This is a genomic window from Magnetofaba australis IT-1 (assembly GCF_002109495.1).
In the GTDB taxonomy this organism is placed as follows: domain Bacteria; phylum Pseudomonadota; class Magnetococcia; order Magnetococcales; family Magnetococcaceae; genus Magnetofaba; species Magnetofaba australis.
The window spans coordinates 188,333-206,604 of sequence record NZ_LVJN01000015.1 but is presented as its reverse complement, the minus strand read 5'-3'; the positions used below and the strand labels follow the sequence as shown (position 1 = coordinate 206,604).

The 18,272-nt window shown below is 61.3% G+C and carries 14 protein-coding genes; 10 read left to right on the top strand and 4 right to left on the bottom strand.

The window, feature by feature from the left end; all coding sequences use genetic code 11:
* Window positions 1-300: 300 nt before the first annotated feature.
* Window positions 301-1,959, top strand: a complete 1,659-nt coding sequence (locus MAIT1_RS03170) for a hypothetical protein (protein ID WP_085440674.1) — start codon at window positions 301-303, stop codon at window positions 1,957-1,959.
* Window positions 1,960-2,468: 509 nt separating this feature from the next.
* Window positions 2,469-3,212 carry a hypothetical protein gene (locus MAIT1_RS03165; protein ID WP_143814625.1) on the top strand — a complete coding sequence of 248 codons (744 nt, stop codon included), beginning with the start codon at window positions 2,469-2,471 and terminating at the stop codon, window positions 3,210-3,212.
* 302 nt (window positions 3,213-3,514) lie between these two features.
* On the opposite strand, the gene MAIT1_RS03160 is transcribed toward MAIT1_RS03165, so the two are convergent.
* On the bottom strand, window positions 3,515-4,450 hold the full coding sequence (locus MAIT1_RS03160; RefSeq protein ID WP_085440670.1) for a hypothetical protein: 936 nt from the start codon (window positions 4,448-4,450) through the stop codon (window positions 3,515-3,517).
* A gap of 312 nt (window positions 4,451-4,762) precedes the next feature.
* Here MAIT1_RS03160 and MAIT1_RS03155 point away from each other — a divergent pair, with 312 nt between their 5' ends.
* The 4 genes from MAIT1_RS03155 (at window position 4,763) to MAIT1_RS03145 (ending at window position 8,343) form a co-directional block, all read left to right on the top strand.
* A complete protein-coding gene (locus tag MAIT1_RS03155; RefSeq protein ID WP_085440668.1) occupies window positions 4,763-6,319 on the top strand; it encodes a hypothetical protein in 1,557 nt (518 codons plus the stop codon).
* A gap of 50 nt (window positions 6,320-6,369) precedes the next feature.
* The gene (aat, locus tag MAIT1_RS03150; RefSeq protein WP_085440666.1) at window positions 6,370-7,062 is read left to right on the top strand and encodes a leucyl/phenylalanyl-tRNA--protein transferase; all 693 of its coding nucleotides are present in this window, start codon (window positions 6,370-6,372) and stop codon (window positions 7,060-7,062) included.
* A 97-nt stretch (window positions 7,063-7,159) separates the two neighbouring features.
* Window positions 7,160-7,321: a hypothetical protein gene (locus MAIT1_RS21745; RefSeq protein WP_158089277.1), complete on the top strand. Its 162-nt coding sequence runs from the start codon at window positions 7,160-7,162 to the stop codon at window positions 7,319-7,321.
* A 380-nt stretch (window positions 7,322-7,701) separates the two neighbouring features.
* The gene (locus MAIT1_RS03145; RefSeq protein ID WP_085440664.1) at window positions 7,702-8,343 is read left to right on the top strand and encodes a hypothetical protein; all 642 of its coding nucleotides are present in this window, start codon (window positions 7,702-7,704) and stop codon (window positions 8,341-8,343) included.
* Between the two features lie 33 nt (window positions 8,344-8,376).
* Here MAIT1_RS03145 and MAIT1_RS03140 read toward each other — a convergent pair whose 3' ends face one another.
* Both MAIT1_RS03140 and MAIT1_RS03135 read right to left on the bottom strand, forming a co-directional pair.
* Complete coding sequence (locus tag MAIT1_RS03140; protein WP_143814624.1) at window positions 8,377-8,841, bottom strand: hypothetical protein; 465 nt, start codon at window positions 8,839-8,841, stop codon at window positions 8,377-8,379.
* A 662-nt stretch (window positions 8,842-9,503) separates the two neighbouring features.
* A complete protein-coding gene (locus MAIT1_RS03135; RefSeq protein WP_085440660.1) occupies window positions 9,504-10,547 on the bottom strand; it encodes an IS110 family RNA-guided transposase in 1,044 nt (347 codons plus the stop codon).
* A gap of 515 nt (window positions 10,548-11,062) precedes the next feature.
* Between MAIT1_RS03135 and MAIT1_RS03130 the strand changes: the two genes are divergently transcribed.
* The 4 genes from MAIT1_RS03130 to mshL all read left to right on the top strand — a co-directional run bounded on the left by MAIT1_RS03130 (window position 11,063) and on the right by mshL (window position 16,839).
* The gene (locus MAIT1_RS03130; RefSeq protein ID WP_085440658.1) at window positions 11,063-12,391 is read left to right on the top strand and encodes an AAA family ATPase; all 1,329 of its coding nucleotides are present in this window, start codon (window positions 11,063-11,065) and stop codon (window positions 12,389-12,391) included.
* A 216-nt stretch (window positions 12,392-12,607) separates the two neighbouring features.
* The gene (locus MAIT1_RS03125) at window positions 12,608-13,375 is read left to right on the top strand and encodes a retron system putative HNH endonuclease (protein ID WP_158089276.1); all 768 of its coding nucleotides are present in this window, start codon (window positions 12,608-12,610) and stop codon (window positions 13,373-13,375) included.
* Entirely contained in the window at window positions 13,365-14,150 is a 786-nt protein-coding gene (locus tag MAIT1_RS03120; protein WP_241893403.1) for an ABC transporter permease, read from the top strand. The genes MAIT1_RS03125 and MAIT1_RS03120 overlap by 11 nt, the downstream gene beginning before the upstream one ends.
* 235 nt (window positions 14,151-14,385) lie before the next feature.
* Entirely contained in the window at window positions 14,386-16,839 is a 2,454-nt protein-coding gene (gene mshL / locus MAIT1_RS03115; RefSeq protein ID WP_085440654.1) for a pilus (MSHA type) biogenesis protein MshL, read from the top strand.
* A 446-nt stretch (window positions 16,840-17,285) separates the two neighbouring features.
* Here mshL and MAIT1_RS03110 read toward each other — a convergent pair whose 3' ends face one another.
* On the bottom strand, window positions 17,286-18,200 hold the full coding sequence (locus MAIT1_RS03110; protein WP_085440652.1) for an ATP-binding cassette domain-containing protein: 915 nt from the start codon (window positions 18,198-18,200) through the stop codon (window positions 17,286-17,288).
* Window positions 18,201-18,272 lie beyond the last annotated feature (72 nt).

Below are 18,272 nucleotides of genomic sequence, written 5' to 3'. Positions count from 1 at the left end.
GCTTTCCCTTCTGCGAGGCGCGTCATGGCGCCAACCAACACCATGCGTCACTCTACCCTGCATCGCCACGGCGGGCAAACACCCTACTACAAAAGAAAAAGAGGGCCATAAAGCCTCCCTCCCTTCACTGACGGCGCGCCAGTATCAGCGCGCAGATGCGCCAGCAAGCGACATTTCGGATCCCTCCCTCGAATTGATGAATTGCCCCGATTCCATGGTGAGCGCGCTTGAAGAAAACTCTGACCCATGCTAAACAACAAGAGGTATTTATTATTATTTTCATATAATTGATGATTCGCCATGCGCAATATCCGCTCACTCCACGCGCAATATGCAAAACAGGGGCTGCAAGAGGAGTTGACCCTCTCGCATCGCGGCTTCCGCACGATTCTCGCCTTCCTCATCCTGGCGGCGGCTGTCGCGGCTTTCCTGTATTACATCGAACCCACAGACCCTGGCGCGAAAACCTTCTACACCATCGTCATGGCCGTGCCGTTTCTCTTTCCTGGCGCCCCGCTCTACACCCTTTTGCTGCGCCCGTGGGTCTTTCTGCACAAACGCACCCTCACACTGGGCGTCCAGGGCCTGCGCCTGAGCGGATTCAACATCACCATTCCCTGGCGGGACGTCGGACTGGCGATCCTGTCTGTGCGACGCCTCTCCCTCTCGACAAAATTGACCCAACCCAGGGATTTCGCCGGCGTCGCCTGTGTTTTTCGACACCACCAGACCTTCTCAAAGCGGCAGATCAAAAAACAGACGCGCATCAACAAATACAACGACATCGGCTTTCTGTCCGAGAAATTCTCAGAGCCCATTCACAAAATGCCGCTGCGGCTCTGCCTGGAATCTGTGCAGCCGCGCGGCGTGCGGCATCTGCTGGAGAATGTGGACACGCTGTGGCGGGAACACTATGACGGGCGCATGGTGGACGTGGTCGGCAACGCGCCCAACGTGATCGTCATTGAGTGCGGCAATGTCCGCGATGCGGCGCTGTTGATGGAGATCATCAACAGCGAAGTTCTCAAAAGCGCGGGACTCAATCCGCGCAAACTGCTAACCACGCCCGAACAGTGCGTGGCGCAAGTGGAGCCGCTGCTAATGGATCACTTCAAGCAGGTGAGCAACTTCCACCCCATCTGCACCGCCTTGCACCCGTTGAGCGCGGCTGATCAAGAGCAACTCGGCGCATTCGACCCCCACGGCAAAAACAACATCGCCCGCGCCGCCGCGCCGCAACCGTTGCGAACCAGCCCGCTCATTCTCCCGCTGCCGAAGAGGGTCAGCACTATCGTCACGCTCCTGATCGGCGTGACCCTGTCGACCCCCCTCTCCCTGGCCGCCACCGTTTACTCCGGTGATTGGCGCGCCATCGGCGCGATCAGCGTTGTGCTCGCCCTGACGCTGCTGCTGCCCCTGGCGCAGACCCTGCGCGTGTTCTTCAAAGGCCGCGCGCGGTTGACCGATGCCGGGATCTTCCTCTCCCAGGAGGAGGCCCAGTTTGCGTGGGACCGCGTCAGCCCGGCCTGGATAGCGGCGGGACAGAGTAACGACGTCTGCTTCTATGCGCGCCGCAAGCCGCGCACCAAATGGCGTTATCGCGCGCTCTACAAGGGCGTCCCCCGCGCCAAACGATACGCCTTGCGGACAGCTCGCGACCCGCAGGCGCAACTGGCGCTGCAGAGCGTGCGCGAGGGGCTGAAGGTCGCCTTGCAGGAGCAGCGGTTTGGCGCTCTGGAGCACACCAGCCAATGGGAACAGGGCGACACGGAGATTGCGCCCATCGTGCTCTGTTTCGATGAGGGGGAGCGCCAACAGGCGGCGGCGGTAAGAGACGCCATCAACCAGGCGGTCTATCGTGAGATCATTCGCCGCAACGGCCTGGAAGAGGCGGCGTCGCTGTCCTCAGCGCGGACGCAGGGAGACGTCAATTCGGAACGTCACGACATAGCGCCATGATCAAACGCCCCTTCGCTGACGACTTCGCACCATCCTACAGTCGCTGGAAGCCAGAATGACGCAAACTCTGACTGCTCACTGTTTGCGTGACGTCGGCCCGGCTTGCGCTGACTATGGGCCGCCGACTGGTCGGCGGCGGGGTCTGGGGGCCGCGCCCCCAGCGGCCACAGGAGAAGCCGTATCAACAATCAAAGGGCGGGCCCACGATTCGGCAGGATTGCCGAATCGGACTTGCGCAGCGAGCCCGCAGGGTGAGGGCTATGGATGGCCCGAATCACGGTTTGGCTTTTGGGGAGCTCGAGGGCGCAGCCCTCGATATCTTTCATGACCAATACCCAAACTGTCCGATTCTGATTTCAACTGACAATATTTCTAGTTCATGACGCCACACAGGGAGAGTCAACGTGAGCGCCAGTCATCTGTACGAACAATTTCGGAAACAGGGAGTGCAGGAACCGCTTCACTTTCCCATCACCATCAGTGGGCCTGTTCTCAGAGGTCTGCTCATCATGACGGGATCCATCGGGCTCGCCCTGGCAATCAGCATCATCTATTACAGAATCAACGACAACGCGCTGTACCTGGCCCCTGCCGCGGCAATTGCGGCGATGATGCTGCTCAGTCCCGTCTATCGCAGGATGCTGAGTCTGCTGCCTGCCGCGCTGGCGAACCTGTCCAAACCCAATCATCTGACCCTGAGCCAATCGGGCCTGGCGCTGAGCGCGCTGGATCAGCGCCTGCCATGGGCGTCCCTCGGCCCGGCCTGGGTCGTACGCGAGCGCTACCAGGTGGAGACTCCCCACGATTCGCAACGCGACATTCTGCGATTTCTCGCCCGCCTGGAGTCGCCCACCGCCCTGATTCAGGAGCAAGGACGCGATCGCCTCTGCGCGCTCTCCATCCAGCCGCCCGACTGCCTCAACCCGGTGGAGTTCCAACTGGCCGCGCTCTCCCACCACGCCATCGTCCACGGTCTGCCGCACACCCTGGCGACGCTGGCGGATGCCGACACGCCCCTGGCAACGCCGCCCACAGAGCCCCCCAACGATCCGCAGATCGTGGTGATGTCGCTGTACGGCTCAACGTCCAATGCGGAGTTCCTGGAGATCTTCAATGCCGCGATGTTGCAACAGGCTGGATTGCCCGCCCAAGAGCGCCTGCTGACTCTGCAAGAGGTTAAGAACATGAGCAGCAGCGCAGAGTGGTTTGCCTTCTCCAACCTGCGCGACACCATGCCTGAGCAACGAAGATGACCCCCTGGCCGACGAAACACCCAAGCTCGACGCGTCCTGGCTCTGCCCTTGCCGCTGGGTTATCAGAGTCGCAAACTCCGAATTTTCGGTCTGGGATGTCGGAATTTTCGGCTTTCCGAGTTGAGAGGAAACATCTGCTGTTGAGTTTGGCCAACAACAATTCGATCTCAATCACACAAAAGAAAAAGAGGGCCATCAGGCCCTCTTTCCCTTCACCGGCGGGCGTCCCCACCCTGCCGGGTAAGTCGCTCCCGTGTGCGCCCCACGCGTAGTCAAACGCGTCAGGGCGGTTGGTCAACTCCTCACGCCGCGGCGTCCATGATCGCCTCGTCGGGGAATTGATCCGCCGCGGTATCTTCCGCGGTGTCTCCAGAGTCGGCGACTTGCTGCGCCAACTCTTCACGTTGATCGGCCAGCGCTTGCACGAAGGCGTCGATAAACAGCGCCGTCTGCTCCATGCGCGCCACCTGTTCGTCTTTGTGTTTGGCCATAAGCTGGTCGATGATCCGGCTTGCCTCCTGCGCCTGCGCAGAGAGGTCATCGGACTGTTCAAACGGATCGACAAAACCACTCTCGCCCGGGGCGCGGAAGCCCACCGGCTGGCCCTGCTCATCGCGCTGAATGTTCTGCGCCAGCAGTTGCCCCAGGAATGGCGCCATGGCGCTCTGCTGATCGGCCTGGGGAACCGCCTGCCCCGCCTGCTCCCAAGCGGCTTTCACGTCGTCGCCAGCCTGCGCCGGGGGGAAGGTCCACACGGTGTTCCCGCCCAGTTCATAGCCGTCGTCGGTGGATTGGGCGAAGGCCGAGGCCAACTGCCCCAGCAGATCGTCGCCCTGAGCCTCTTCATCGGCCTGTTCCGACTCATTGGGGAACAGGGTGGCCAGCATGCGTTCGAAGAAGGCTTGGAAAACGTCCTGGCTGGCCAGGGTCTGGTCCGTCTCCTGGCCGTCGGCCAGGGTCTCCAGCATCATCGCCCCGGCTTGGGCGCCGCCGCTGCGCACCGCCATGATCTCCAACGTGGCCTGACGCATCTGCGTGGTCTGCGCCTGCCCATCGTCATCGCCCTGGCGGGTCTCATAGGTGGTGGTCTGCATGCGCATGGCCACCATCTCGAACGCACCGCCCGCAGCGCCCTGCCGCGCGCGGCTCTCGCGGCCGCAGCATGACGAGGATTGCGCGCTCCTCTGCGTATAGGAGGATTGGGCGCTCATCTGGGCGTAAAGGGCATTGGTCATCATAGCGGTTCTCTCCAATACGCGCAGTGCTGGACTGCGCTGAAATGGCGCGGGACTCCCAACGCCTTGCCCTGTTATTCTCAAGAACGGCGCCAGCGGACACATTGATGGGAAGTTTCCACGTTATGTTGAGCAGAAATTCGTTATCATGCTGATATTATTTATGATTACCAAAACATCCCAGATGCGCGTCCAGCAGGAGAATCTTGCCGGGCGGAAAAAATTGCCCAGCGCGACGGGGGGAAATTCCGTGCAAACAGGCAAATGGCGCCGCAATCGCGCAAGGCGACCCACCGTCTCAGCACGGGGGAATCGATGAAGCCGCCGTTTGCTCGCGCCTATGATTTCCGCGCCGGTTACGCCCGCTATCGACGCCACGGGCTGGCGCGGCCCATCGGCATGCCGTTTCCCCTGCCCTTGCGCGCGTTGTGGATCTCCCTGCCGCTCACCGGCGCGTTGGGGGTCTCGCTGCTGGATCGCGGCTGGCGAATGGATGCGGAAGTCCTACTGACCTGGTGCGTGATGGTCTATCTGGTGGGTCTGGCGATTCACTACCTGCTCAAAACCGGCGACGCCCCGCCGGGCCGTCGTCGCCCCATGATGTTGGAGCGGGAAGGGATCTTCTTCTTCGCACTGGAGGAGCTGTTTGCCTGGGAGCGGGTCGGCTTTGCCTGGATGCGCCGCGACGCTGATGGCGCATATGACGTCATCCTATTGCTGAAGCAGACGGTGCAGGACGCCCACCTGCGCGAATCCCGCTACAACACTCTGTGTCAGGCGCTCACCACCGAGCGCAATGTGTCGGGCGTTCTCTCAGCGCCCCTGGAGTTATGCGCCCTGAGCTGTCTGCAACAGGGCGCGCAGGCAGCGCTGACCGAGGCTGCGCAAACGCCCCACGAGCCCAGAGAGGTCGATGTGAAAGAGGATATCGCCCGGGTCACGCTGCGCCTGGTCAATGCGCGTCAGGCGGCGCAATTTCTGGAGGTGGTGAATACGCAGATCTGCCGCGCTGTAGGATTGGATCCGCAACAGACGCTGCTCAGTGTGGATGACTGCCTCAACCAGGCTGCGTTTTTCACCCCAGGCGCCACCACCCTCTCCAACCTGCGCGCCCTGGCGCAACAGAGCACGGATGGCGCTGCGCGCCAACTGATCCCAGATGCGCCGAATGAGCCCGCTTGGCTGGCCGCCTACCCACAGGAGCGCGCCCAACGCACGCTTACCGAACTGCGCGAAGAGGCGCTGCATCGCCTGCCGCTATCTTTGTGGTCGTGGAGCAAATTGGCGCTGGTCTATGGCGTGGGCCTGCTGTTGTGGGCGAGTTACGCCCCCCTCCTGCTCGGCGGCGCTCAGGACCCCAGCGGCATTGGCGCCCTCCTGGTTGTGGGCGCGCCATTGGCCTATCTGCTATTCCTGTATCGGGGGATGTGGCGCCGCGCCGCAGATGGCGTCGCAGCGTTTCACCGGGACGGCGTGTTTCTGTTGGAGTGGAACGATCGCCTCCCCTGGAACCACATCAGCCCCGCCTGGAGCCATGCGCAAACGCCGCAGTTCGTCTATCTCTTCGCCCAGCCCAACCGTGGGCGCGGATTTGAATTCTGGAAACTCATCTGCGGGGATTCGGTCAATCGCTTTGCCGCCATTCGCAATCTGGATTCCGCCCCGCGCTTGGCCGCATTAACCGCTCTGCAAGAGACATTGGCGGAAAAACCATCCCCCCTCGACAAAGACACCCCGCCTGCTCCAGAGGAGAAGCCCGCGTTCATCGCACTGCCCCTGCCTCAATACAGCGCATTGAGCGCAGCGCAGCTTGCCGATAGGATCAATCAGGAGCGCCAACGCCATCTTCAGGCAGTCGCCTCGCCCCGTTGAACCGGGAGGACGCCTCTCCACCCCACGCCCTCCGCCGCCGTCAGAGCCCCATGCCCATCTATCGCCTCTCCCACGCCCCCGTCTTCCCTCCAGCCCATCTGGCTGAAGAGAGCGGCCTGCTGGCGGTGGGCGGCGACCTGACCCCCGAACGGCTGCTGGCGGCCTATCGCGGCGGCATCTTCCCCTGGTACTCCGAGGGCGACCCCATCCTCTGGTGGAGCCTCGACCCGCGCCTGATCCTCATCCCCGATGAGCTGCACGTGGCGCGCTCTCTGGCCAAGGCGATGCGTCGCGGCGACTTTACCATCCGCTTCGACACCGCCTTCGATGCGGTGGTGCATCAGTGCGGCGAGACCCGCCGCCACGCTGAGGGCACCTGGATCACCCCCGAGATGGCCAGCGCTTATGGCGAGCTGCATCGCCTGGGCCACGCCCACAGCGTGGAGGCGTGGCAAACCGACGCCGACTCCGGCCAAGAGACGCTGGTGGGCGGGGTTTATGGCGTGGCCATTGGCGGCGCCTTCTATGGCGAATCGATGTTCCACAGCGTGGACAACGCCTCCAAGGTGGCGTTCGCCGCGTTGGCGGCGCATCTGCGCGATCGCGGCTTCAGCCTCATCGACTGTCAGATGACCACCCCGCACATGCTGCGTTTCGGCGCCCGGGAGGTCCCCCGCGCAGAGTTTCTGCGCCTGCTGGAGCGCGCCACCGCGCGCCATATCCCGCCCGGCCTCTGGCGCTGAGTCCGCCCCCTTTGCGATTGCAATTTCTCCCGGGAACCGCGACAGTGTGGCAGCGTCCAAGCAGTGGACCCATTCCATCCCAACAGGAGAAAACAGCATGGCCAAAACGCCCAAACCGGAGCCCCCCAAGGCGCGCAACCCCATCGCGCGGGTGATCAAACAGATCCCACAGCAGGTGGTCCCCAGCAAGAAGAAGGAGCGCAAGCCCAAGCATCGGCCCAATCCCCTCGGCGATTGGGCCGATCCATTTCCCGCCTGAACGCCCGCCGCCAACCTGGCAAACCACTTGCCGAGCAAAATCACTTTAATCTGTTATATTTTTAAATAATAAGATATAAAGAATCTTTTTGTTGCCAAATCAGCCACGAAAAACCAAAACCCGAACAGAGTGACCAGTGTGTGCGTGACACAGGTTGATCTTGCGCTGACTATTGGCCGCCGACTGGTCGGCGGCGGGGCCTGGGGGCCGCGCCCCCAGCGCCACAGGCGAAGCCGTATCAACAATCAATGGGCAGCGCCCACGGTTTGGCTTTTGATCTGAGGGGAGTTTGAGGGCGCAGCCCTCAATATCTTCTCCCTTCAAACGTCTCATGCTGATCTGCGCTTACTCTATTTCCAATGCCGCCAGAGGATAGTCCCATGCCCGACGAACCCATGGAGCAACTGATCGATACGCTGAAAACCGGTTTTCAGGAGTTGCGTCAGAGCGACTTGCAGCGCGAACGGGAGGTGACCCGCCGCCTGATGCGCTGGCAGACGTTGAAACAGGAGCGCGAAGAGGCCAAAGCGCAGGTGCGCCACCGGCTGGCCCACGTCTCCATCGTCGGCGTGGTGGTGGTGGGCGCGGTGATGGGGTGGGCCATCTACGTGTTTAAGAAGGATATGGACGCCATGGCCAAATCCATGAAGGTGATGGAGCGGCAGATGGTCATGATGCAGACCAGCATGAACGGCATGGGCGGCAACATGGCGCACATGGACGTCAATATGGCCGCCATGCGCACCGATATGGGCGGCATGGGCAAGGATATGCACAGTATGAGCGAAACCATGGGCGGCATGGGCACGGCCATGGGCCACATGGACGTCAACATGGCCGATATGAGCGGCAACATGGCGCTGATGCGTCAGCAGATGGGCGGCATGACCCACGACGTGAAAGGCATGAACGCCAACGTCGGGCGCATGACCGGGCACATCTCCAGCATGGATCGCGGCATGACCCCGGCCATGGGCATGATGCAGAACCCCATCGCCATCTTCCGCTCCATCACGCCATAACCAAAGCAGAATTTCGACGGGGTGACGCCGCTCTCAAGGCGTCATCCCGCGAATTTCACACGTCACCGCCCGGGCGCACTCCGAAGCGTATTGCATCCCCGATACGGATTGGTACGCCAACTCATCCAGATACCAACCATTGCGGAGATACGCCAAAGTCAGCCCCCAGGCGATGAAAATGGCCAAGAATGGGATCATTAACCCCATTGAGACACCCAGATCAAAAGAGCGCTCGTTGGCATCGGCGCGCAAAATTTTGTCGAAGACCTGACGGGCGCGCCACCAGGAAAGAGCGTTGATCAGAATAAAACCAATCCCAAACCAGGAGATCACCTGCGCCATATGGGAAAGTTTGTTTGTAACCACTGAAGCCCAGACTCCAAAAAGCCCAATATGCAGAGCGGAGATGATACTGGCCCCAACCATTAACAAATTCCCATAATCAATTCGCTTCGTCCCGTAATCCGTGTTCTTCTCACCATCTCCAAAGCGCTTCATGCAACCCTCACTTCGATATTTTCAATTGTTGAGAAAAACCTGCATTGCATCCATTTTGCATTTTGGAATCAATAGCACTCGCTAAATATGCGGAATTATATTAACAAACAAAAAATATAAACTTATAGCATTTTTAACCAACCAACACTGGGCCGCATAATTCCCCTTTGCCATTTGCCGTATATTATAGTCGCCGCAGAAGAGAATGAGACATTTGAAGCGAGAAGATATCGAGGGCTCCGCCCTCGAGCTCCCAAGATCAACAACTATACCGTGATTCGGACCATCCCTGGTCCTCACCCTTCGGGCTCGCTGCGCGAGTCCGATTTGGCATTCCTGCCAAATCGTGGGCTCCGCCCATGTATGGTCCGCTCCGCCACGGCAAGAGAAAATGTCCACTGATGTGTGAGGCTTAGTCGCGCCCATGTATCCGGCCTGTTGATGAGGGGCTTGTCGCCCTCTGGCCCTGATGGAATTTGCGCGTGGCCCTCCTCAACACACCCTCGGCCTCTATGGGCCCTTGGGCGAAACAGGTTCTTGACCACGCAGGGCTATGCCGTTTCACGCCATCAATCTCGACTCTCTCTCGCAACCTGGCTGGTGGGATCTCTTTCTCTTTCCTTATCGGCCTGTTTTTCTTTTAGAGTTGTATTGCGCTCTCTCTACACAGCGGCGCTGGCCCCATAGGCCTCCTGCTTCACCAGCATCGCCCACGCGCTGCGCGCCATGCGGTTGGCCAGCGCCACCACTGCTCTATTTGCGCCGCGACGTTCCGACACCGACACTGCCCACTGGCTGCGGCGATCCGGCTTGTTTTCACACACGCGCAACGCCGCCCGCGCCCCATGAATCAACAGGGTGCGAAGATAACCGTTTCCCCGCTTGCTGATCCCCGTCAGCCACGCCTTGCCCCCTGTGGAGTGCTGATTCGGAACCAACCCTATCCATGCCGACAGCTCCCGGCCATTCTTAAACGCCCGCACATCCCCCACCGACGCCAACAGCGCCGTCGCCGTGATCGGTCCCACTCCCGGGATCATCATCAGCAATCGACACTGCGGCTCCGCCTTGGCCAGCGCCTCAATCTCACGCTCATATTTGCCGATGCGCTCATCCAAATGCGCCAGCTCATCGCGCTCATCCTCCAGAATTACGCGAAAATTGGCGCTCATTTCCGAGCTCTCATCACTCAAAATCAGCACAATCGCCCGCCGCGCCTGCTTGATGCTCTTGGGAAAGACAATCCCATACTCGGCAAGCAGTCCGCGAATCTGGTTCACCAACGCCGTGCGGTTCTTCACCGCCAGACTGCGCACCCGATGCAACGCTAGAATTTCTTGCTGGGCAACGCTTTTGATCCCCACAAAACGCATATTCGGCCGCTGTACCGCTTCGCAAATCGCCTCTGCATCCACGCTGTCGTTCTTGTGCCGCTTCACGTAGGGCTTCACATATTGCGGCGCCATCAAACGCACATCATGCCCATATCCCTGAAATTTCCGCGCCCAATGGTGGGCGCCGCTACTGGCTTCCATCCCCACCAGGCACGGCGGCAGTTGCGCCATGAACTCCAGTAACTTATCTCGTTTCAAGCGCTGTTTCAGAACGCTCTTGCCGCTCGCATCGACGCCATGCAACTGAAACACGCTCTTGCCCAGATCAATACCCAGTACCCGTACCTGTCCGTTTTCGATATGATTGCTCATGGTCCGCTCCGACTCCGTTTAGATGGAAAAACACATCACCATCTTGGCCCATTGCGAGGCCGTTTGGGTAGCGGAGCGGACCATTCCATTACACCCGCTTAAGGGTCACAGACCCTTAAGAATCCCGCCTCCGGCCAGCCGGAGGCCAATAGTCAGCGCAAGCTTTACCTGTGTCACACAAACATTGAGGAGCCTGTGCAATTCTGAATTGCGGTGACTATACTAGCTTGTCACCCCTCCAAAACCGACATGACTGCCTGCTCTCTCGCCAGACCAATTTTGGTTTTGCATAGGCAGAATGATACAAATTCTGAATATGAGATGTTTGCGTGACAGAGGCCCAGCTTGCGTTGACTATTGGCCGCCGACGGGTTGGCGGTCCCCTTACACAAGCGCCCGCTCGGTTTGGGTCACGCAGACACTTTTTCACTTTCCCATCCACGCCGCTTGACCCCGCCCCTTCGGCGCGCCACTCTGGATGCTGATCCGCCCACGTCCCGCACAATCGAGCCATCATGCGCATCGACCGACTGGAACTGAAAAATTTCCGCTGCTTCAATCAGTTCGTCATCGATTTCGAACCGAATCTGTGTGTCATTACTGGCCCCAATAATGGCGGTAAAAGCGCCGTTTTGGACGCCATCGCCCTCTGCCTGGAGCCCGGCGTGGCGCAACTGTTGGGCGCACACGGCGCCACTCTGTCCACCAGTAATGTGCGCTACAAGCTGCACTTCTCCGAACCCGGGGCCGATTTCTGCGCCGAAAAGGTGATCGCCAAACGCCAACACCCCATGATCCTGCGCTGTGTGGCCAGCTTCGACGACCAAACCAGCGAATGGAGCCGTCGCATCGCCGCTCGCGGCGCCCGCGCGCGCGCCAAAAAGATCAAACCCCTGCTGCGCTACGCCAAAGGATTGCGCAAAATCGCCAAAAGCGACGAGCCGCAAACCCTGCCGCTGCTGGCCCACTACGATATGGCCCACTGCGCGCGGCAGGCGGCTGCGCGCGGCGTCGTCAGCGGCAAAGGCTCGCCGCGCCTGGGCGGCTATCGCAACTGCCTGCAGCCGGGCGCGGCGCGGCTGGCGGGTTTGGCCTGGGCCGAGCGCGTGGCGCAAAAGGCGCTGTGCGCCGCCCGGACTTCGCCGGAAACCCTGGCGCTTGTCCGTCTGCGCGCCCTCACCGACGCCTTTCTCGCGCCCCAGGGGGCGCACTCGCTGCACTATGACGCCCGTTTGCAGGGGCTCTGCCTGCTCGGCGGACATAGCGGCCCGGCGCCATTGACCGCCATGGGCATGGGGGTGCGCGCCGTGTTCGCCCTGGTCGCCGATCTGGGCGCACGGCTGTTGCAACTCAATCCCCATCTGGGCGATGCGTTCACTCAGGCCCCGGGGGTGGTTCTCATCGACCACTTTGAACACGCCCTGCACCCCGGTTGGCGACAGACCCTGTTGCCGCAGTTGATGGCGACCTTCCCGCAGATTCAGTTTATCGTCGCCACGCATAGTCCCGAGGCCCTCACCGCCGTGCGCGCCCATCAGATTCGCGCCCTGGAGTGGAATCCCAAACGCACCCGGTGTCAGGCGTGGACGCCGGAGTTCTCCCAAGGCGCCGAGAGTCAGGTGGTGCTGGAGGATATTCTGGGGACTTCGCGTCGCCCCGAGAGTCTGCCGCTCATCGTCGATCTGCGCCGCTATCAACGCCTTATCGTCGATGGCGAGGCGGACTCCGCCGAGGGGCGCGCCCTGCGCGAGCGACTGCATGGGGCGGAGTTCGTGCATGACCGCGAGTGGATTCGCATCGACCGCGAAATCCAGCGCCAGAAGCGGCGCAGAGAGGCTTTATAGTGATAAGCGAATAGCATTGGTCCCATGCTCAAAGCTGGGATGGGCGCGATGTCAAACTCACCGAGGTCCAGGAGGGCGTCCCTCCTGGCGGGTCAAGGGCAGCGCCCTTGCGGGTCGAGGGCAGAGCCTTCGTGGGTCCAGGGTGAAACCCTGGTGGGGTCTGGGGCGAAGCCCCAGTCTCTCAACTTCGTCCAAATTCATTCATTGCAAGACGTCATGAAGCGGATTCACAAAGGGGCCGAGCCCAAGCGGCTGGCGAAATATCGCAAGCAGAACCCCAACGCCGATTGGGAGAGCTTTCGTCTGGCCGAACCGGAAGGGTATGACGCCATCCGCGCCCAGTTGCGCCGCGACCAGGGCAATCTGTGCTGCTATTGTGAGATCGACCTGCTGCGCGCCGATAAAAAAGAGAACGAGGATTTCCGCGTCGAACACTTTCGCCCCAAATCCCGCGCCAAGCAGGGGACGCATCCGGCGCTGGAGTGGCAAAACCTGCTCGGCTGCTGCCATGGCGGCTCCCAGCGCAGCGTGGCCGACCGCTCCCGCTTCACCAGCCCTGAGCATAGCTGCGACGTGACCAAGAAGGATCGCAATCCCGACGGCGCCATGCTCAACCCGCTGGAGATTCCCGCCGAGGCCAATCTGTTCGAGTTCAACCCCTTCACCGGGGAGATTCTGGTCAACCGCCGCGCTTGCCAACGGGCCGGGGTGGACCCCAAACTGGTCCAGGGCAGCATCGAAATGCTCAACCTCAACGCCAAGCGGCTGCGCAACCGCCGCCAACGCGATCTGGAGAAGTATGACGAGGCGCTCAGCAGTTGCGAGGAGGAGCTGTACGACCCCGCCGCCGCGCGCCGTCTGTTGGCCGAAGAGATCTTGACCCGACGAGGCGGCGGCGACTGGCCGCGCTTTTTTAGCGCGATTCGGGACTTCCTCGCCCCGGAGTCGGACATGTTGTTGAAAGAGATGGGATATGATGGCTGAGTGGTTGGCGACTGTAACCCCCTCACGCGCGTTTGTCCGCGCGTGGCGGCGGCACTTCCTGGTGTGGCGCAAAACCGCCGCCGCCTCCCTGGTGGGCAATCTGGGCGAACCGCTGCTCTATCTGGCGGGCATGGGCTATGGCTTGGGCCGCTTTGTGGGGGAGGTGGATGGTCTGCCCTACCTGATGTTCGTCGCCGCCGGGATTCTCGCCGCCTCCAGCATGAACAGCGCCACCTTCGAGGTGCTGTACGGCTCGTTCACCCGCATGACGCGGCAGAACACCTTCCACGCCATGCTGGCCACGCCGCTGTCGGTGGCCGATGTGGTCAGCGGCGAGATCGTCTGGGGCGCCACCAAGTCCCTCATCGCCGGGTCCGCCATCTACCTTGTCGCTACGCTGTTCGGCGCGTTCGAACCGATGGCCGCGCCGTGGGCGCTGGCGGTGGCGTTCCTCTCCGGGCTCTGCTTCGCCTCCCTGGGCATGGTGATGACCGCCATCTCTCCCAGCTACGAATTTTTCCTCTACTACACCACCCTGGTGACAGTGCCCATGTTCCTGTTCTGCGGGGTGTTCTATCCGGTGGACTCCCTCCCGCCGCTGATGCAGATGGTCGCGCAAATTCTGCCGCTCTCCCATGTGGTGGAGCTGATTCGTCCCCTCACCACCGGCGCGCCGCTGCACAATGCGCCCCTGCACGTGTCCATTTTGCTGCTCTACGGGAGTATCGCCTACGTCGCCTCGGTGCTGTTGATCAAGCGCCGAATTATCGTCTAACTCTCTGATCCACAATATTTTCCTCTTCTCCTCCCGCACTCTCTTTACTGCGGACGAAACGCCTCTGTCCACCCTTTGGCAGACCTCTTGCACAATCATCGGCGTGAATACTGCGCCACAGACCCCGCCGCACACCGGGATGTCTTGGCAACCGTCTGATGTTACAGCGGGTTTTCGACGTTCGCCCCACACATCCGACGGTTTCCCCGTGTAACGTCGAGAGGCAGGAATAACCATGAACCGGCAAAAAAATCTTTCCCCGGAAAACCGGGCGACCGCCGGACCGCCGCGTAAAGGCGCGATCTCCTTGAAGGGATTGCTGCTTTCGGTGGGTCTGTCGGGCGCGCTGTTGCTGGGGGCCTGCTCGCAACCCTCATCCATCACGCCGTCGCAAAGCCACTTCCTGCGGCCCACCGATCCCCCGGCGGGCTCCACTGTGGAGCGTCTGCCCAAAGAGGCGCAGGACCTGGTGGTGGAATACCCCGGCGTGGGCGGCCCGGCGGGCGATATGGAGGATCCCATCTCCATCACCGTCACCGACATGCCGGTGCGCGACCTGCTGTTCGCCCTGGCCCGCGACGCCAAGAAGAACATCGACATCTATCCGGGCATCACCGGCAACGTGACCATCTCGGCCATCGACCAGTCGCTGCAACAGATTCTGGATCGCATCGCCAATCAGGTGGATCTGCGCTATGAGTTCACCGACAACGCCATCATCGTGTCGCCGGACCGCCCCTACCTGAAGATCTATCAGGTGGACTACGTCAATATGGCGCGCTCCTCCAGCAGCACCAACCGGGTGGCCACCAACATCGCCGTGAGCGCCTCCGCCGATCCGGCGGCGCCGGACAAGGAGGACCCCAACCAGTCCACCATGGCGTTGACCACCGAGACCCAGAACCACTTCTGGTCGTCGCTCACCAACAACATCAGCGCCATTCTGCACCTGAACGGCGATGACATGCCGACGGGCGATTCGGTCAATGGCGGTCCGGGTCTGCCCATGGCCCCGGGCGCCCCGGGCGCGGCCATGGCGGGCATCCCCAGCGATGTGAATACGCCGGCCCCGGAGTCGGGTAGTTCGAGCATCGTGGCGATCAACAAAGAGGCGGGCATCGTCAGCATCTTCGCCACCGCCCGTGAGCATGATCGCATTCAGACCCTGCTTGATAGCGTGCTCGACAATGTGCAGCGTCAGGTGTTGATCGAATCCACGGTGGTGGAAGTGGAGTTGGGCGATGGCTTTGAGCAGGGCGTGGATTGGCAGCGTCTGAAGGATGGCGTGGTCAAAGCGGCCTCCAACTTCTCGCCGGACACCTATTTCCCTTCAACTACGACGAGCATGTTGAGCGGCATCGCCAATGACCTGCCGTTCTTCTCCTTACCCATTAAGCAGAAGGCGGGCTCTGGCGCCACCATCGCCGCAACCGTGCATGCGCTGTCGACCTTTGGCAACACCAAGGTGCTCTCCAGCCCCAAGATCATGGCGCTGAACAACCAGTCATCCATCCTCAAAGTGGTGGATAACAAAGTGTTCTTCACCGTGGAGGCGAAGGCGGGCAGCTCGGGCGACGCCAACAACACCAGCACCGTGGCGTTGATCAATACCAATCTGCACACCGTGCCGGTGGGTCTGGTGATGGCGGTGACCCCGCAGATCAGCGCCGATGACATCGTTACGCTGAATGTGCGCCCCACCATCTCCAACATCAGCGGCTGGGTCAACGACCCCAACCCGCACCTGACCACCACCAACCAGATCCCCGAGATCCAGGTTAAGGAGATGGAGTCGATCCTGCGCATTCACAGCGGTCAGGTGGCGGTGATGGGCGGCTTGATGCAGGACCGTCTGGTCAATTCGGATACCGGTCTGCCGCTGCTGTCGAAAATGCCGGGTCTGGGCAATCTGTTTGGCCACAAGTCCCGCACGACGGTCAAAACCGAGCTGGTGATTTTCATCCGCCCGGTGGTGATGACCCACGGCAAACCGCGCAACAGCGGCTCCGGCATCATCAGCGCCAGCGCCAAGAAGGGCGCGCAGCCTACGCCTGTTGGCGGCAGCTTCTCGCCCAAACATCAGCCGCAAGACCCGGCTGAGCTGGAGCCGCAGAGCAATGGCGGGTACCTGAACTTCAGCAACAGCAAGCCCAGCGCGGCGATTCGTCACAGCGCTCCGGCGCCTGCGCCGAGCCAGGTCTCCGCTGCGCCGCAACGCATGGGTGCGCCCATCAACCCCAACACCGCGATTCAGGCTCCCGCCGCCTACATCAGCGGCATGCCGTCGAATCCGGGCTTGAGCGCGCCGCCGCGCTTCGATATGCCGCAGCAGATGCGTCAAACCGGTGGGGCGATGACCATGGCGCAGCCGGTGGCGCAACCGGCGATGAACGGCTACGGCCAGCAGGCGCTGCAACCGGTGGCGATGCCCAACCCCTACGCCCAACCGCAGCAGGCGGCGTATGGTCAACAACAGCCGATGATGTATGGCCAGCAGCAGCCCGCCTACGGGCAGCAGCAACCGGCCTATGGCCAACAGCAGATGATGTATGGTCAGCAGCAACCGGCCTATGGACAGCAACAGCAGCCGCTCTATGGTCAGCCGCAGGCGGCGGCGATTCCCACCTATCAGGCGCCGCTCACCGCCTATCAGGTTCAGCAGCAACCGAGCATGGGCTACACCCGCTAACAGCGGTTGAGCTCAAACATTCCAGCCTCTTGAGCGCCGCCCGTTGGGCGGCGCTTTTTTTCGCTTGCGCACGCATTGTGCAGGAGGCGTCGTCGGCGCAATCCAACGATTCGGCGGCTTGAATAGAGATGGAATAAAACAGCGTAGCCTCCTGGAGCGGAGAATGGGAGTCGAGAGGAATCGACGTTTATTCAAAACGCAAAGGAGACTGAGATGAAATACTGTGGCTTCAACTTAGCGAGCAAGACGCGGGCGTTTTGCTTGACCGATGAGCAGGGGGAGATCCTTGAAGAGAGCGTCACCCCGACCACGGCGGAGGGTTTCGCGCACATATTGGGTGCGTATTGTGGGGCCATTGCCTGCTTGGAGCGCGTCCATTGGGGGAGTGGACGGCCCATGAGAGAGCACTGGCCCGCACGCTTTCCCGCACACGCTTTTGCGTCTGCTCAATCCCTGAGCTCACGCCCCGTCAGCTTGAGAAACACATCCTCCAAATTCGCCGGACGCGCCAGCACCGTCAAATCCGGACGATCGCCCAACGCCTCAAACACCGGCCCCGCCCGCTCCACATGACAAAATAGCGTATCCCCCGCATGCACCTGCCGCCCCGGCAGATGCGCAAACGCCGCATGATCCAATCCGCCCCCCTCCGCGCGAATCTCCACCACCTCCGGCTCCACATGACGCTGAATCAACGCCCGCGGCGCGCCCATGTCCAAAATCCGCCCATGGTTGAGGATCAGCAGCCGGTCGCACAACTGCGCCGCCTCCTCCATATAGTGGGTGGTGAGCAATAGCGTGATGCCGCGCTCTTTCAACGCCCGCAAACGCTGCCAGATCAGATGTCGCGCCTGAGGGTCGAGACCCGTGGTGGGCTCGTCCAGAATCACCAACTCCGGCTCCGCCACCAGCGACCGCGCAATCACCAGCCGCCGCTTCATGCCCCCCGAAAGCGAACGCACCGGACGCTCTGCGCGGTCGCTCAACTGCGCAAACTCCAGCAGCTCTCCCACCCGAGGCCGCATTACGGCGTCAGACAGCCCGAAGTAACGCCCATAAACCAGCAGATTCTCCGCCACGGAGAGGTCGTCATCCAGATTGTCATCCTGCGACACCACCCCCACCCGCAGCGGCAATTCGCGATTGGCCGGGTCCATGGGCTGGCCAAACAGATTAAGTTCGCCGCCATCCTTGGGGGTGAGGCCGGTGATCATGCGCAGGGTGGTGGATTTGCCCGCGCCGTTGGGACCGAGAATGCCGAAACACTCATTGGCGGTCACCTCAAAGGAGATGCCGTCCACCGCATTGGCGCCGCCATACCGTTTGCGCAGAGCCTGCGCCTGAATCACCGATTGAGTCATTGAAATTGCCTTAATGCGCTACTGAATAATGGCGCAGAGCCAAAAGTGATTCGCACGAAAGCGCGTGGCGCG

Coding starts and splice junctions, on each gene's coding strand:
- MAIT1_RS03145 (WP_085440664.1), top strand. CDS start 7,702: ATGCCCGACGAACCCATGGAGCAACTGATCGATACGCTGAAAACCGGT.
- mshL (WP_085440654.1), top strand. CDS start 14,386: ATGAACCGGCAAAAAAATCTTTCCCCGGAAAACCGGGCGACCGCCGGA.
- MAIT1_RS03140 (WP_143814624.1), bottom strand. CDS start 8,841: ATGAAGCGCTTTGGAGATGGTGAGAAGAACACGGATTACGGGACGAAG.
- MAIT1_RS03120 (WP_241893403.1), top strand. CDS start 13,365: ATGATGGCTGAGTGGTTGGCGACTGTAACCCCCTCACGCGCGTTTGTC.
- MAIT1_RS03135 (WP_085440660.1), bottom strand. CDS start 10,547: ATGAGCAATCATATCGAAAACGGACAGGTACGGGTACTGGGTATTGAT.
- MAIT1_RS21745 (WP_158089277.1), top strand. CDS start 7,160: ATGGCCAAAACGCCCAAACCGGAGCCCCCCAAGGCGCGCAACCCCATC.
- MAIT1_RS03130 (WP_085440658.1), top strand. CDS start 11,063: ATGCGCATCGACCGACTGGAACTGAAAAATTTCCGCTGCTTCAATCAG.
- MAIT1_RS03160 (WP_085440670.1), bottom strand. CDS start 4,450: ATGATGACCAATGCCCTTTACGCCCAGATGAGCGCCCAATCCTCCTAT.
- aat (WP_085440666.1), top strand. CDS start 6,370: ATGCCCATCTATCGCCTCTCCCACGCCCCCGTCTTCCCTCCAGCCCAT.
- MAIT1_RS03170 (WP_085440674.1), top strand. CDS start 301: ATGCGCAATATCCGCTCACTCCACGCGCAATATGCAAAACAGGGGCTG.
- MAIT1_RS03155 (WP_085440668.1), top strand. CDS start 4,763: ATGAAGCCGCCGTTTGCTCGCGCCTATGATTTCCGCGCCGGTTACGCC.
- MAIT1_RS03125 (WP_158089276.1), top strand. CDS start 12,608: ATGAAGCGGATTCACAAAGGGGCCGAGCCCAAGCGGCTGGCGAAATAT.
- MAIT1_RS03110 (WP_085440652.1), bottom strand. CDS start 18,200: ATGACTCAATCGGTGATTCAGGCGCAGGCTCTGCGCAAACGGTATGGC.
- MAIT1_RS03165 (WP_143814625.1), top strand. CDS start 2,469: ATGACGGGATCCATCGGGCTCGCCCTGGCAATCAGCATCATCTATTAC.